This is a genomic window from Blautia sp. DFI.1.216 (assembly GCF_020594215.1).
GTDB classification, from domain to species: domain Bacteria; phylum Bacillota; class Clostridia; order Lachnospirales; family Lachnospiraceae; genus Blautia_A; species Blautia_A wexlerae.
Window position 1 is genome coordinate 40,244 of the sequence record NZ_JAJDML010000011.1, and the last position, 16,347, is coordinate 56,590.

Sequence of the window (16,347 nt, forward strand, 5' to 3'; positions counted from 1 at the left end):
TGATCAACAGTTACTTCTTCTGAATATCGATCTTGCTGTCAAACCCTGTAAGGCTGAATACATCGTAAACCTCATCAGAAACATTGATGATCTTAAATCCATCCTTTTGAGCCATTTTTTTGTAGGCTACGATCACCTGACGTAAGCCTGCAGATGAAATATACTCCAGATTTGTAAAATCAAATACCAGACTTGTGATGCTGTCTTCAAGTCCGGACAGAGCCTCCCCTAACTGGGGAGCTGTCTGTGTATCAAGCCATCCGCTGATTTCCATAGTTGCTTTGTTACCTTCTGTTTTTGTGATAATTTCCATTGTAATTTTCCCTCCTGAATCAATCAAAAAATGTAAGTCTGTCAAGTGCTGCAATTGCATTTTCCAGATATCTGTCATCTGTAACCGGCCATTTATAATCCAGCCTGTACAGAACCTGTGCTGTAAAACGATTGCTGTAATCAATGGTATAGATTTCATTTTCATTATGTGAGGTATAGGCGATCAGTCCGGAAACCGCATCAGAATCCTGACCGGTCTTTGCAAATTCCTTCACTGCTGCCTCAAACTCCTCATCTCTTACAATATCAATCCTGAATCCATAGCTGCGCATTGCGTAGATCAGGTCTGCCATATAAATATGATGGCTGTTGCATGCATGGAATACAGTAAATCTCCGGTCGGTCTGAGCCAGTCTCAGAACTGCCAGCGCAGTAGAATCAATCGGTGAGAATTCTGCCACCTCATGCATACCGCCCATAGGGAATTTACCTACAGCCGCATAACCTCTCAGGCTGCGAAGGAATCCATTGGTAATGAAATTAATCTGGAACTCGCCGTCAGAGTTTCGGCTCATCAGATTACCTACCCGGACCACCTTGCCGTCCAGTCCCTCGGAAACTGCTTCCAGAACCGCCCTCTCTGCCAGGAATTTGGTGCGGATATATTCGTTGGTAATATTCTGTCCGATGTACAGATCATTCTCACAGAAAACTCTGGACATTGGCGGAACACCGTCAGAACCTTCTCCCGCAACGGAAACCGTAGAAATCTGGATCAGTCTGCGGCCGTTATTCTTACAGAAATCGATCAGATTTTCCACACCCTGCACATTAATTCTTTCCAGTACATCATCAGCCGCAAAATGCTTTACGCAGGCAGCGCAGTTAATGATGGTGCTGAATTTGTATTCTGAAAATCCTGTTACCTGTTCCTTTGAGGTAATATCCCCATCCACACAGATAATACGGCTTTCAAACAGCTCTTTGTATGGATCATCAAAATAGTACATCAGCATGTTCATCATTCGCTTTTCAGACGATTCATATTTGCCCTTACGTACAAGACAGTAAACCTTACCGTCATAATTGTCAATGAATGCTTTAAGGACATGGATCCCCAGGAAACCTGTGGCACCTGTGACCATAATATCTCCCAGCTTTTCCTTTGTGATCCGGTCTGCATTTTCTTCTGTATTTGCGCTGATCACATTCTGGATCCTGTTATAGTTATAATCCGAAAATTCATTCTTGCTCTGTGCAGCCTCTGTAACTCCGTCATCATCAACCAAAGCTGCAAGTTCCCGTACAGTAGGATATTTGAAAATATCCGCATATACCAGTGAAATATTCTTTGACAGACACATAACAGCAACCTTGGATGCAGTAAGGGAAGATCCGCCCAGCTCAAAGAAGTTGTCCTCAATCCCTACTCTTTCAATTCCCAGTGCTTTCTCAAAAATCTCACAGAGTGCTCTCTGAGCTGCAGTAACCGGCTCTACATAGCTGGCAGTGTTCGTGGTTACCTCCGGCATTGGCAGTGCTTTTTTATCAATCTTACCGCCCGGTGTCACAGGCATTTCCTCAATGCTGACAAAGAAAGACGGCATCATATAATCCGGGATCAGCGGCTCCAGGAAGGTCTTCAGTTCATCCTCCGGGATGGCTTCTCCTGTATAATAAGCTGTGATATATTTATTTCCACCCTTTTCAATTACTGTAACGGCTGCATTTTTCACCAGCTCATGTTTCAGAAGGGCACCTTCGATCTCACCAAGCTCCACACGATATCCTCTGATCTTCACCTGTGAATCGATCCGGCCTATGTACTCAATATTTCCGTCACCTTTCATGCGGACCATATCACCGGTCCTGTAAAGACGGCTTTCCTGCTCACATACAGCAAATGGATTTTCTACAAACACAGATGCTGTTTTTTCCGGAAGATTGTGATATCCTCTGGCAAGCTGCCTTCCTGCGTGACAAAGTTCGCCGGACGCACCCACCGGAAGCCGGTTCAGATTCTCATCCACAATGTAGCTGCGCACATTCCGCTGTGATTTTCCGATCGGGATGTTGTCATACTGTCTGTCTACCAAAAACTCTGTGGAAGAAACCGTATTCTCTGTAGGACCGTAGCCATTGATCATCTGATAGGTACGGTTACGGTAATGCTTGAATTTCTCGCCGCCAAGTGTAACAAATTTAAGAGCAGGTGCATCCTCCAGAAGTTCTGTAACCAGTTCTCCCATCTGGGTAGGGAAGGTTACGGTGGTGATCTCTTTTTCCTTTATATATCTGCTTATGGCAATGGCGTCCTTACGGATACTCTCCGGTAAAATATACAGGACTGCTCCTGCGGTAAGAGGTGCAAACAAATCGATCACTGACGCATCGAAACAGAAGCTTGCAAACTCTGCCACAATGTCATCCGGTGAAGTATTTCTGCTCAGTGTGATATATTCGATCAGGTTCAACAGATTTCTGTGCTCGATCATAACACCCTTTGGCTTTCCTGTGGAGCCTGAGGTATAGATCATATAGGCAAGGTTCTCCGGTTTCGGAGAAATAAGCTCTGCAGAAAGTTCAAAATCCTCAGCCTCATCTGCCACACTGTCCAGACTGATCACATTTCCGTCATAAAATTCCACAAGATTCTGATACTGATCGATCACAAGGAGATTTCTTGCTCCTGAATCCTTCAGCATATATTCAATTCTGCTCTGTGGATACTCCGGATCCAGAGGAACATAGGCTCCGCCGGCTTTCATAACACCCACATAGGCTACTGTATATTCCTTTGTCCTGCCGCACAGGATACCTGCAGCCTGTTCCGGGCCAAATCCGTTTTCCGTAAGCTTCTGAGCAATATAATCAGACATTCTGTCCAACTCTCTGTAGGTAAAATCTCCGGAGTCATCCCGCACTGCCGGTCTGTCCGGATATCTGGCAGCCATCTCCTTAAACAGATCTATGAAGGTCTTTCCTGCATGTTCCGGAATATCCTCCATCTGAGTTTTTTCCTCAAACATCAGCCGGATATCAGCCGGATCGCATTCCCTTAAGATTCCCTCTGCAGTGGTTTCCAGATTGTCAGCCAGATACCGGATAGTTTCCTCATGGTACATATCCCCTCTGTACTCAATCTCAAAGACAAATCTGTTCTTTTCAATGGAAATGCTGACAGAAACCGGTGCCTTTGCCATGTTCAGGCTGACAGGCTCCTCCTGTGCATATTCCCCGCCAATGGTATCAAAAGCAAAATTGTCGCCCTGGTAAATAACCATGGCATCTGCCTTAATATCAAACTCATGGCTGATCTGTGAGAAAGGATAAACATCGTTGTTCATGGAATCGATCAGCTGTTTCTGTACACCGTTCAGGCAATCTTTGGCTGTTCCTGAGAAATCGCAGAAAACAGGGAGTGTTTTTACCAGCATACCCACTGTTTCCGAAAGTCTGGAATCGTTTCTTCCATGGTAAATAGTGGTAAATACAGCATCCTTTTTGAAATTATATTTTCCAAGTGTGATACCAAAAGCGGAAATGAAGAATACATTCTCCGTAATTCCATGCTTTTTACAGAATTCCTTCACATCCTGCACGGAAATGGATCTGGTCTCTCTGTGGTAAAGTTCTGCTGTTGGAGCCGCACCGTTTTTGTCCGGATAGAAGCTGATGCTTCCACCTGCATGTTCAAATACTGACTTATAATAATTCTCTGCATTTTTATAGATATCACCTGCCAGGGCATCTCTGTTATCCAGTGCCAGATCATAGGAAGTATAACCTTCCGGTTCCAGCTTCTCACCGCTGTAAGCTCTGTTAATATCATTAATTATAATAGCCAGAGATGTACCATCGGCAACAATGTGGTGAAGGTCCAGGAACAGATAATTGCCATCACAGGTTCTGTAGATTTCAAACCGGAAAAGCTGTTCATTAAACAACATATATGGACGTACCAGAGTGTCTCTGTTCATTCCGTTTAAAATCGGTGTTTTATAACTGAGCCCATCGTTTCGTTTCTGAAGTACATTTCCGTTGTCATCCATAAACAGACGGGTTTTCAGATAAGGATGCGCCTCAACAGTACTGTCAATGGCTTCTGCCAGTCTGTCCAGATTCACCTTGTTATCAAGCTTTAACAGATACGGGATATTGTAAATGGTAGAACCCATATTTGCAGTACACTCAATGAAAATCCCCTCCTGAGTGTTGGTAAGAGGATAACTTTCCTGTACTTCCCTTTTGCTTTCTTTTCCCGCAGTTTTTACAAATTCCTCCATCATTCGGATAGTAGGATGATTCTTAATATCTGAAGTTTTGATCACAATGTCAAAGGCTTTGGAGATCAGGATATTCAGCTTAATGGCAGTGATGGATGTCAGACCTGCCTCATAAATATCTGTGGTAATCCCAAAATCCGTATACCCCAGAACCTCTGCGATACAGTCAAATAATATCTGCTGAACCTCATTCTCAGGCTTAATGATCTCCGCTGCTTTTTTCTCAGGCAGAGGAAGAGCCTTTTTATTTACCTTCTGGTTCTGGTTCAGAGGAATTTTGTCAATCTGCATGGTAACTGCAGGTACCATATAGGCAGGCTTTGTCTCTTTAATAAAATCATTCAGGGCATTGATATCAACAGTGCTGTCCGATACCACATAGGCAGCAATATATTTTCCACCATTTGGATCATCAAAGGCAACTACAGTGGCATCCCTGATGCCCTCATATCTGCGGATCACTTCCTCAACCTCAGAAAGCTCAATCCTGAAACCTCTGATCTTAACCTGGGAATCCTTTCTGCCAATGATCTGGATATTTCCATCCGGAAGAAATCTTGCCACATCACCTGAATGATACATCACTTCGTATCCCGGTGTATCATCATAAAGATTCTTTGTATAGACCTCGGCAGTTTTTTCCGGCTTGTTAAGATATCCTCTGGAAACCTGCCAGCCGGTGATCATCAGCTCTCCGCATGCACCGGGAGGAAGCATATGCCCCAGCTTGTCTGTAATATAAAGCTTCACATTGTCAAGTGCTTTTCCGATCGGGACATTTGGATAATATTTGTCCACTTCAAATACAGTCGTAAAAATAGTCGCCTCTGTAGGTCCATAAGCATTGATAAACTTATAATCTTTTGGCGGCTCACATGGAACCAGTTTCTCTCCTCCTACAGAAAGATATCTCAGGCTCTTACAATCCATCTCCAGCGCAAACTGCCTTCCCACCTGAGTAGTCATAAAGGAATGCGTGATGCCATTTTCCTCAAAATAGCGCTGCAGTCCAATGAAATCCAGACGGATCTCCTCCGGAATAATGTGAAGCTGTGCACCGTTTGTGATGGCACCGTAAATATCCATCATGCAGGCATCAAAACCAAAGGAAGCATATGCAGCTATCCTGGACTCCGAATCTATGCCATAATATCTCTTGAACCAGTGACAGAAAGCAGTAATATTTCCATATTCCAGCATACAGCCCTTTGGCACACCTGTGGAACCGGAAGTATACAAAAGGATAAACAGATCATGCAGCTGCGGCTTCTTAAGCACAACATCCCTATCCTCCAGCTGCCAGATCTGATCTGTAAACAGCACCGGTCCTTTATATCCGTCTACCAGAGGAAGAAGCTCTCTGTCAGCAATGAGAAGCTTTGCAGAGGAATCCTCCATCATGTACATCAGGCGGTCCCTGGGATAGGTTGGATCCAGAGGCTGGTAAGCTGCACCTGCCTTTATCACGCCCATCGGCGCGATCGCCATATATTCACAGCGGGGGATCAGAATGGAAACAACATCCTCACTGCCGATTCCCTGGGATGCGATATATTTTCCAAGTCTGTCGCTGATCTCATCCAGTTCTCTGTAAGTATATTTTTTATCCTTAAATACTACAGCCGTATGATCAGGAATGGTCTGTACCAGCTCCTCAAACATATCAGCGATGGTCTTACTTCTGTCATATTCGCAGGCAGTATTATTAAATTCCGCAATTTTGTCCGCTCCATTTTGGGAAAGAACAGAAACTTCCGAAATATATTTTGCTTTCAGCAGGGAATCCATAGCTGCCTCATAGGATTCCAATATTCCACGTACAAAGGCTTCACTGTACATGTCACTGCGGTATTCTGCAGTAAGCACATATTTATGATCGTATTCTCTTACCTGGATCAGCAGAGGCATCTTTGACATATCCGGAGAAAGGTCATGACCCCTGGCAACGGTATCACCGATTGGGAAATCATCCCCAAGCTCTGCCTGATATGCAAATACCAGATCAGAATTAATCCCGTACTTTGCACAAATATCAGAGAACGGAAAAATATCATTTGCCATGGAAGACAGAATCTGCTCAGAGAGCTCTGTCATATAGGCCTGTATGGTGACTTTCGGATCACAGGAACAGTAAACCGGCAGAGTCTTTACAAGCATGCAGACTGTATTCTCCAGTCTGGAATCATTTCTTCCATTATAAATAGTTGCAAAAAGACTCTCCTCGGAATTGGAATATCTGCTCATGAGAATGCCGAATACACCTGTAAACAGAATGTTTGGAGTAACCCCCAGCTTCTCGCAGGCAGAAAGTACCAGAGACTCTCCGGTGTCCACAGGCATCGACAGATATCCTCTCTCAGGAATCTTTCCTGAGCAGTCAGGAAGAGGCAGGGATTCTGTCTCAATTCCCTCGAAAATACTGTCATAATATTTCTCGGCCTTCTTATATTTTCCCTCTTTCATCTGCTGTTCTTCATCAAGGGCAGCATCAAAGCCTGTGTAGGATTCTTTCTCCAATTTCTCACCCAGATAGGCCCGATCGATATCCTCAAAAATAATATCATAGGAATTACCATCTGCCAGGATATGGTGGAAATCTGTAAAAAGATATTTCCTGTCTTCTGTCACATAAATCCCCGCCCGGAACAGCCGTCCCTTTTCCAGCTTAAAGGGACGCACCAGCTCATCTTTCATCTTTTCAAACTGCTCATTTGTGGTCCGGACCACCTCTGGTACAAAGGCTTCCTCACAAGGCTTCTGCACCATCTCTCCGCTGTCACTTAAATAAACCTTTGTCAGCAGATACGGATGTGCAGCGATCATCTGAGAAATGGCATCTGACAGCTTCTGAACGTCAACAGAGCTTTCCAGTTCAAACAGGAACGGAATATTGTATACCGTACTCTCAGGATTCTTCATGCACTCTGCAAAAATACCCTTCTGGGAGCCGGTAAGAGGGTAAACTTCTCTCTTTTCATAGGTTCTGATCTTCGGTGCAAGCATCACATATTTTTCCAGTTTCTCCACCGTATTGTTTTCGTGGATATCACTGGTTTTCACAGTCACTCCGAATTCCTCTGAGATCAGAATACAAAGCTTCATGGCACTGATAGAAGACAGCCCCACCCTGTAAAAACTTGTGTCAGTTCCAAAAAAATCATTCTCCACAACGTCTGCAACGATTTCAAAAATCTTCTTCTGCATAGGAGTCTGGGGTTCTTTCAGATTCTTTGGCTGTGCAGCCGGCTTTGGCAGTGCTTTCTTATCAATTTTGCCATTCTGTGTCACAGGCATCTTTTCCAGTTGGACAAAAACCTCAGGAACCATATAATGAGCCAGGGACTCTGATGCATAGGCAGAAAGCTCCTCTGTATTGATCTGGCGGTCAGCCATAAAATAGCAGCAGAGGAATTTGTTATCTACAGGCAGAGTAATGCTGGTAATGATTCCCTCATAGGAATTGATCACCTCCTCGATCTCACCAAGCTCAATCCTCAGACCGCGAAGCTTGATCTGATTGTCTATTCTTCCGAAAAATTCAATCTCACCCTCAGGGCTGATCCTTGCAAGGTCACCGGTCTTATAAGCTCTCTCTCCGTTAAGATCAATGAATACAGCCTCTGTTTTATCCGGCAGATTCATATAACCTCTGCCAACGCCCAGTCCTGCGATCACAAGCTCTCCGGTCTCTCCGTCCGGAAGGATCTTATTCTCTTTATCTACAATATATACCTTCACATTACCGTTAGGCGTACCAATGGTAATGTTTCTGCTGTCCGTAATTACCTTCATGGTACAGCTGATGGTAGTTTCCGTAGGTCCATAACCATTCATAATGTAAGCATCCGGGTTTACTCTGCGAATCTTGTCATACAGAGCCGGAGGAAAAGCCTCTGCACCTACATCAAACACCTTAATCTGAGAAACTGCTTTTTCAAGCTGGGGCAGATCGATCATATTGGACAGGTAAGTAGGAGTTGTGGTCATAATATCCACTTTATTTCTGACGATCAGCTCACCCAGCATAAGAGGATTCAGAATCTCCTCATCAGAGGCGATCACCGCAGTCATCCCGTTGGTAAGTGGCAGAAATTCCTCCAGAACAGACACATCAAAGGTCATGGCTGCCATGGAAAGAGATACACTTCCTCTGCTTACATAACCATAAGTTTCCGCATTTTTCGGATCCGGATTTACAAAATTGGCAAGGTTGATATGTTCGATCAGCACACCCTTGGGCTTGCCTGTGGAACCGGAAGTATAGATACAATAACAAAGATCATGCTCCCCGATCTTTACCTGAGGATTCTCTGTATTCTCATTCTCCAGAAGTTCCTCGATCAGAAGTACTGTACAGGGAAGCTTAGCAAACAGTTCCCTTCGTTCCTCTGCGATCTCCTTTGTTGTGATAATAAAAGGAGCTCCTGAATCCTCAAAAATATACCGGATCCTGTCATCAGGATAATCCGGTGTGGCAACTGCAAATGCGCCTCCTGCCTTCAGGATACCCTGTCGCACTGCATAGAAATCACAGCATCTCTCAAGAACCACACCTACGATGGTCTCCCGTCTGACACCTTTTTCCACAAGTGCATTGGCAATCCTGTTGGCCCGTTCGTTGAGCTGTGCATAGGTGAAGCTCTCTTTGCCGGAGACAACTGCACATTTCTCTGGATGAAGCTTCACCTGTTCCTCGAACAATTCTGTTACCGGCCGAAACTCAAAAACAAAATTGTTCCTTTCATTAATATTTTTCATTTTCATGTACCTCCTAAAAAGATATTATGGTATTATTCATATCAATCGCACGAATATAATCCATGGATTTTGATACCTTCTTGACAAGTTCAATCCCATGTATATCAAAGTCTTCACTGTCATACTGATATTCCAGAGGGTTGAAATTTACACCGTTATCTCTGATCCTCAGTCTGCAGAGATCATCCTCCAGACAGAGGTTAATGTCGATCCAGTTGGAGGTTTTTCCCCCGAATCGTATAATATTTACAGTCATTTCCTCCGCACACACTGCGGCAAGATTTGCCTTGCTTTTAGAAGCTCCCTGTTCCTGGCAGAACTCTATGATCCTCTTATGAACCGTTTGTGCTTCCTCCATGGTACTCTTAATGGAAAAATCCAGATTAATCCCCGGATTTTTGTCAGGAACAATATAAAAGCTTGTATTCTTATGCCTGATTTTTCTGAAAATACAGGCTGCAACTGCAGTTATGATCTCAGTGGCAACAAATCCTGCTGCAATTCCGTCGATACCGATCCCGTCAATCTGTTTCCATACAAGGATTCCCACCAGGGTTGCAGGCAGAACTACCACCGCATTCTCCAGAAATGTGGCAAAACTTGCAATGGCTGTCTCCTCAATGGACTCGTAATAGCTGATAATAAACTTATTCCACAGATAAGGTGCCACACACAAAGCAAAGATGCGCAGCGCCTGGACCATATGACTGCCCAGCTCGCCACCGCCGCTTCCGAACATGACAGTGATTTCCTCGGTAAACAGCATAATAAAGACAAAGATCACAGCCAGCAGGATGTAACTGTATTTCAGCATCTTTTTACAGAGAACCCGGATTCCCACGTAGTCCTTCTCTCCAAAAAGGATTCCTGCCACATTGGGGATCACACCGATGATTCCGCCTGTAAGCATCTCGACGATCAGCAGCACATTGTCACAGACAGTAAATACTGCCATACCTTCCTCGCCCAGCTGGTTCATGATAATGGTATTCAGTCCAAGCGCCTTTACAAAATTAGCTGCCATAAAGATCAGCATTGGCACGCCTGTGATGATTGCTTCCTTTGTGATTCCAAGTTCGCCCGGCTTTAGCAGGATCAGGTGGAGGTTTCGCTTATCAGAGCGGATATAAAGCACAAAAATTCCCATTGCAAACAGGAAACCAAGAACAGTTGATAAGGATGCACCTGTAATCCCCAGAGGAGTATATCTGAGGAATATATAGTCCAGCACAAGATTGATCACATTGGCTGCGATAAGGTAGGCTGATGCCAGCTCCGGATGATTCTCCACACCAAGATAATTGACCATCATCAGTCCAATTCCGATCACCGGTGCCCCCAGCATACTTACACGTATGTAATCTCTGGTATAACCGGTCAGGACACCGTCACCTGATACCAGAAGTCTGGCAACAGGTTCTGCTGCAGGAAGGGCGCAGATTGAAAAAATGATTCCCACCACAAGTGTTACTATAAATGTGGCAGAAAACAATTTCGATGCCCCTTCTTTGTCTCGTTTGCCAAGCATGTTTCCCACTGCTATGGAACCGCCGATACCAAGGCAGTATCCTGTCAGCTGAACGATCGTCTCCACAGGCAGACTCAGGGTAACTGCAGACATTGCCTCCACCCCGATCAGGTTACTTACAAATATCGTATCTACGATATTTCCCAGCTGAAGCGCCAGAGACATCATAATCCCCGGAACAATATACTTGTTCAGCTTCGCATTCAGCAGTCTGTTATTTCTCTCTTCCATCGCTTCCTCTCCTTTGTTTTCAGTTTTTTCAAAATATTGTGCCGTAAAACTGTAAGATATTTAAATTTTACCATTTAGTGCGATAAATGACAAGTTAATAAAGAATGGGAGAAAGCAAATAAATATTGCTATTTACTGTAACCTGATTCCCCATATTTTACAGTCTCTGGTGCCTACAACCGCATAGTTATCGTAGACAGCCGGGGAAGCCTCTATCACGCCCTCGCTGACAGATAATACATCTTCCTGTTTACCTGTTTTACCATCAAGAAGGCGGATATCGCCTGTACTGTTGCAATAAAGAACCTTTCCTGATCCGTCTTTGTTATAAACGCACACCGGAGAAGACCAGGCATATGAGGAAGAATCCTCCCATGCTTTAGATCCGTCAGATTTTCTCAGACAGGCAAGAACTCCGGATGCATTGTCAGAGGTCTTTGCCACTGTCACATATATATAATCGGCAAGGCTGTTCTTTCCACAGGCAATCGTAGACTGAACTCCACCGGAAACACCGTCATCAGTAGTACATTCATAATCTGTATGCCACACGATCTCACCGGTTTCTGCATCAATCTTCCAGACAGGGACAGTGGCTGTGTCATAACTTCTCCATCCAAGCCGGAAGGAAGTACTTACATACAGATACAGATGTCCTTTTTCGATTTCCAGAACAGGCGTTGAATTAGAATCATCCAATGTATCCTGAACCCATACCAGCTGAAGAGTGTTCAGATCCAGACACATAAGATTTCCCCCATTATCGGTCATAAATATATAGCCTTTATAGATTGCCGCACTGTCTTCCATTCCAAGCCAGAAAGACTCTGTACTGCTTCTTGTTCCATAGTAGCGCCATTTTACAGTTCTGCCCGGATCAATGGATAAAGTCCCACTGTTCAGATCATATTTTGTATTCAGCCTGATCAGATACAGGATTCCGTTCTCTCCCGGATAGATCAGGGTATCTGTCTCTGCATCCACAAGTGCTGATCCGTCAAAAAAGCTCAGACTTCCTCTGAGTGAAAACTCATCATTGTCTCCAAAAGTATACATAACACTACAATCCAGCAAGTTTACTACAAATACCTTTGCAGTTCCTTCGTTGCTGTTATATCCGGCGCCAACATACATAATCGGATATCCTCTCGGATCAAGGGCACCCGCACCCTTAAAAGTATATCCCAGATATAATGGGTCACGCGTCTTTTCTCCCGTTCTCAAATCCAGAAAATACACATACCCATCCATACAGGCATAAATCACCTCAACCAGTTCATCATCTGCCTTTGCTTTCTCTGTCATATTCATATGTGCTTTGACCTCTTTTGGCCATTTCATCATAAGTGGCTGTCCTGTCCAGCCACTTCCTGTCCAGACGGCACTGCCCGAAGAAAGAGAACCTGTATCTGCAGACCATAGTTTGTTCAGCCTGAAATCAGTCATATCTGCATAACCATGGGAAGGGGTATCGCGAAAACTGTTTCCGCGAAATGTGACGATCCCATCCACATCTGTATAATCCTGTCCTATGTTAAAGGAAATATCACCATCAGCCTTATAATCTCCAATATTTTCAAGTACGTTTCCATCCACCTCAATATTAGTATAGCTGATCAGATTTTCCGGTTTTGTAGAATCCACACAATGAGGCTGAAAATTAATCTCTTTAGTCTTTTTCATTTCAACCACATCTTTGGTTTCTTTAATTTCTTTAGTTTTTTTAGTTTTTTCGATTATCCTGCCTTCTTTTTCCTCGTCTGCACCTGAAGCTGATACGGCCTTCACCTTCCCGCTGTCTGTTGTGCTGACAGACAGGAAAAACTTGTTTCCTGCAAACCCAAGCAGAAGTACAAAAATTATAATCCCCCCAGTCTTTATGAGTGTTTTGGGGAAGAAAACTTTTCCACTGCGTTTTCCTGAACTTTTCTGTGATATTGTTTTCTGAATGTAATCCGGTCTTGCAGACTTTCTCCCAGAATCCACGTTTCTCTTCTTGTTCATACCTTTCCTCCTAAAAAATATATCCTGTGAATTTCATCTTCTGCCTGGCTGTATCCGGCACATCGATCAGCCCAAAGCGGTAGAACATTCCATATATATAACTCACTCCGCGGATGTCGCCCAGAGCTTTGGGTCTGTCAACCACAGCTCCCACCTTCTTTATGTTTCTCAATGCCAGCAGCACTGAACTTAACGCCAGACTCTTACTGTTCTCCCTACGGTCGATCCACAACTCCCTTGTGTAGTCTCCATTCCGACCCTTTCTTACTTCATAAGTGAATGGAAGCCCTGTATAGGTTTTGAAACTCTCACCTGCATAGAGTAAAATAACCTCCCACAGATACTTCTCGTCCAGTGTTTCTCTCAGCTTCTCTACTGCCTGATATCCTTGTCTTTGCTGCATCTCTGCTTTTTCCTGCATTCCTTCCTTTTGATCTCACTCCTGCTCTTTTGATTTGTATCTACAACTTGTCAGCACGCCCCAATTTATCTTCCTGATTCGGACAGATATATTTATACTCATTTCTGTTTATACTCATTTCTGAGCAACGCAATTTCATGAGTCCATCCCTCATCATCATTTGGTGTCTCCAGAATAAACGGAATTCCCTCTGTGGCAGGATGATTGATCACGCGGACAAGTGCCTCCAGTCCTATTTCACCTTCTCCGATTCTGGCATGGCGGTCCTTATGGCTGCCAAGGGGATTCATGCTATCATTTAAATGGATGGCTTTTAGTCTGTCCAGACCTATTATCCGGTCAAATTCTTCAAATACGTTGTCAAGATCGTTTACAATATCATATCCACCATCCCAGACATGACAGGTATCCAGACAAACACCTAATTTATCTTTTAACTCCACCCTGTCAATGATCTGACGAAGTTCTTCGAAATTTCTTCCTACTTCTGTGCCCTTTCCTGACATAGTTTCCAGAAGTACAATCGTACTCTGATCTTTTGTCAGCACTTCATTGAGAATTTCTGCAATTTTACTGATTCCTACTTCTGCACCCTGTCCTACGTGACTGCCCGGATGAAAATTGTAATAATTTCCCGGTGTCATTTCCAGACGTCTCAGATCATCTGCCATGATTTCTCTGGCAAAATCCCTGAGGTTTTCTTTGGCAGCGCAGCAGTTCATAGTGTAAGGCGCATGAGCCACCAGCTTTCCAAAATGATTCTCCTCTGCCAGCTGCCCAAATGCCTGCACATCCTGCGGATCAATGTCTTTGGCTTTTCCTCCTCTTGGATTTCTGGTAAAAAATGCAAATGTGTTACCACCATTTTCCAGCATCTGCTTCCCCATTGCAAGATATCCCCGGGATGAGCTTGTGTGATTTCCTATATATAACATTTTTTTACTCCTCTTCTGTCGTATTTTCACAGTACCAGTTTATAGCAATCCTTTTATCATACATTATGGATTTTCTCAAGATTATCTTTTTCATATCTGCATTATAGCATTTTAACAGATTTTGTTAAACATTTTTACTGTTATAAACAATTTTACGTCAAAAAGACATTGCTGTGAACGGAGTCAATTGTTCCAAAATTTTTCAGGTTGCGCTTATGAACTATCTTCATGTCAGTGAAGACAATAAATAGGCGTAAAAAATGAAAGCCGCCCCTGCTGATAGCAGGGACGGTTTTCAAAATGCTTCACAAAAACTGTTAAGTTTTGAACGTGACCTCCATAAATGAACTTTAACCCTACCTTACTACAAGTTCTCAAAAATTCCTTAACACTTCCGCTTTCTATTTTGCTATATATTGTTTCATAATGCATTAATGCTTCACACTTATCGAATGTATCCATCTTAATCAAGTAATATAATCTACCATTATTGCAAACGACAGACATCATCTTTATTGCATCTGATATCATAAAAGACTCCAAATCTTTTTCTGAAAAGCAAGAATTTTTAGGATGATTATGAAAAAATAACAAACTGTTTTTGGGTGCAGTACATATTAAGTTGGAAGCTGCTTTATCTTTTTTCAATGTAACTCCAGTTTCATAAACTTCCCGATTTCTATATCACCTGTTTCAAGCAGCAGATGGACATGGTTTGTCATCAGGCAATACGCATGCAGCCGGCAGTTATATTTACTCAATGACGTCTTTATTATCTGCAGAAGTACCTGATGGTCCATCTCATCTTCAAATATTGGTTTTCTTCTCACTCCTCTGTGCATGATATGGTAAATTGCCCCCGGATACCAGTCCCTTAATTTTCTTGCGATCTTTCTCCCTCCATTTCACTTTTTATTCTCAATAATACTATCATTTATGATTATATTAAAATAAAAATCTGTCAGTCATCACAAATTTTTATTTCAATATGTTTTCCAAGTGCATTCGCATATTTCTCCAATACAACCAGTGTTGGTACCCTGCCTCCGCTCTCGAACCGTGCCATATTCGACGGTTTTATCCCTGTAATATCCGCTATTTCCTGCTGCGTCATTTTCTGGCGGTGTCTCTCCTCCACTAACTGCCGGATTGTTTCCGAAGATCTGCTCAACACTTTTTCCTGGATCTTCTCTGTATATACTTCCAGTCTCTTTTCCCTGGCTTCCTTTTCTGTCAGGTATTCTTTCATGTTCTCCTGCATTTGTTTATCTCCATTCCATCTCTGATAACTCATTTACGAGATTTTATCACTCATGATAAGTTTTTGCAAGATATTTTATGTTTCTTTTATAGAACTTTTAGTTCTTCTTTATTCTCTTTATTGGTATTTCATGGGGTCTGACCCCGAGTATTTCCTCTTTCTTTTTCATCTGATATATAGAGTTTTTTCTTTATTGTCTTTCCAAATGTCTTGTACTTCCGTATATTATATTTACGAATGTTCTCAAATTCTCCTTTGTTTTCCAAGATCATCCGCCTAACAGATTCACTCATCCCCTTTACCATGATCACAAAATCATACCCGCATTCATCCATATGCTGGATGTTTTCCCTGCCAAAATATCCCCTGTCCAGGATAAATCCGACCTTCTTATATCCGTATCCTTCTGCTTTTTTTAACATATACTGGAGCTGGGAAATATCTACGATACTTCCAGGATACTGCTTTTTCAGGAAGTTAAGGATATACCCTTAGGAGAAAGAAACTCGATTTAGTTGTAAAATTTCTGAAAGTTAACATTAAATCCAGTCGTTTGCAAGCCAAATCGCCTGCAAATTCCGGATTTTTAATATTTTTTTTATTCCTCATCAACCCCTAAAATTTGTTTAGGGGAGATTTTTTCGGAAGTT

9 protein-coding genes and 1 pseudogene are annotated in these 16,347 nt (G+C 43.0%); all 10 read right to left on the reverse strand.

Going from position 1 to position 16,347, the window contains the following annotated elements; translation table 11 throughout:
- Nucleotides 1-10 precede the first annotated feature (10 nt).
- Entirely contained in the window at nt 11-313 is a 303-nt protein-coding gene (locus LJE11_RS06270) for an STAS domain-containing protein (RefSeq protein WP_008704342.1), read from the reverse strand.
- A gap of 19 nt (nt 314-332) precedes the next feature.
- Complete coding sequence (locus LJE11_RS06275) at nt 333-9,317, reverse strand: non-ribosomal peptide synthetase (protein ID WP_227295649.1); 8,985 nt, start codon at nt 9,315-9,317, stop codon at nt 333-335.
- A gap of 13 nt (nt 9,318-9,330) precedes the next feature.
- Complete coding sequence (locus LJE11_RS06280) at nt 9,331-11,076, reverse strand: MATE family efflux transporter (protein ID WP_008704346.1); 1,746 nt, start codon at nt 11,074-11,076, stop codon at nt 9,331-9,333.
- Between the two features lie 132 nt (nt 11,077-11,208).
- Nucleotides 11,209-13,080: an outer membrane protein assembly factor BamB family protein gene (locus LJE11_RS06285; RefSeq protein ID WP_227295652.1), complete on the reverse strand. Its 1,872-nt coding sequence runs from the start codon at nt 13,078-13,080 to the stop codon at nt 11,209-11,211.
- A gap of 10 nt (nt 13,081-13,090) precedes the next feature.
- Complete coding sequence (locus LJE11_RS06290) at nt 13,091-13,483, reverse strand: hypothetical protein (RefSeq protein ID WP_025576973.1); 393 nt, start codon at nt 13,481-13,483, stop codon at nt 13,091-13,093.
- A gap of 116 nt (nt 13,484-13,599) precedes the next feature.
- Nucleotides 13,600-14,436 (reverse strand): deoxyribonuclease IV, encoded by an 837-nt coding sequence (locus LJE11_RS06295; RefSeq protein ID WP_227295654.1) that lies wholly within the window; start codon nt 14,434-14,436, stop codon nt 13,600-13,602.
- Nucleotides 14,437-14,667: 231 nt separating this feature from the next.
- On the reverse strand, nt 14,668-15,084 hold the full coding sequence (locus tag LJE11_RS06300) for a hypothetical protein (protein ID WP_227295656.1): 417 nt from the start codon (nt 15,082-15,084) through the stop codon (nt 14,668-14,670).
- Nucleotides 15,081-15,326 carry a transposase gene (locus tag LJE11_RS20750; RefSeq protein WP_442860883.1) on the reverse strand — a complete coding sequence of 82 codons (246 nt, stop codon included), beginning with the start codon at nt 15,324-15,326 and terminating at the stop codon, nt 15,081-15,083. The genes LJE11_RS06300 and LJE11_RS20750 overlap by 4 nt, the downstream gene beginning before the upstream one ends.
- Before the next feature lie 71 nt (nt 15,327-15,397).
- Nucleotides 15,398-15,697: a helix-turn-helix domain-containing protein gene (locus LJE11_RS06310; protein WP_055060664.1), complete on the reverse strand. Its 300-nt coding sequence runs from the start codon at nt 15,695-15,697 to the stop codon at nt 15,398-15,400.
- Between the two features lie 155 nt (nt 15,698-15,852).
- A pseudogene (locus tag LJE11_RS06315) lies at nt 15,853-16,164 on the reverse strand (transposase); the annotation flags it as partial.
- Nucleotides 16,165-16,347: the final 183 nt, after the last annotated feature.

What these genes read in the sequence shown, in the direction of transcription:
- LJE11_RS06270 (WP_008704342.1), bottom strand. Translation starts at nt 313, where the DNA reads ATGGAAATTATCACAAAAACAGAAGGTAACAAAGCAACTATGGAAATC.
- LJE11_RS06275 (WP_227295649.1), bottom strand. Translation starts at nt 9,317, where the DNA reads ATGAAAAATATTAATGAAAGGAACAATTTTGTTTTTGAGTTTCGGCCG.
- LJE11_RS06280 (WP_008704346.1), bottom strand. Translation starts at nt 11,076, where the DNA reads ATGGAAGAGAGAAATAACAGACTGCTGAATGCGAAGCTGAACAAGTAT.
- LJE11_RS06285 (WP_227295652.1), bottom strand. Translation starts at nt 13,080, where the DNA reads ATGAACAAGAAGAGAAACGTGGATTCTGGGAGAAAGTCTGCAAGACCG.
- LJE11_RS06290 (WP_025576973.1), bottom strand. Translation starts at nt 13,483, where the DNA reads ATGCAGCAAAGACAAGGATATCAGGCAGTAGAGAAGCTGAGAGAAACA.
- LJE11_RS06295 (WP_227295654.1), bottom strand. Translation starts at nt 14,436, where the DNA reads ATGTTATATATAGGAAATCACACAAGCTCATCCCGGGGATATCTTGCA.
- LJE11_RS06310 (WP_055060664.1), bottom strand. Translation starts at nt 15,697, where the DNA reads ATGCAGGAGAACATGAAAGAATACCTGACAGAAAAGGAAGCCAGGGAA.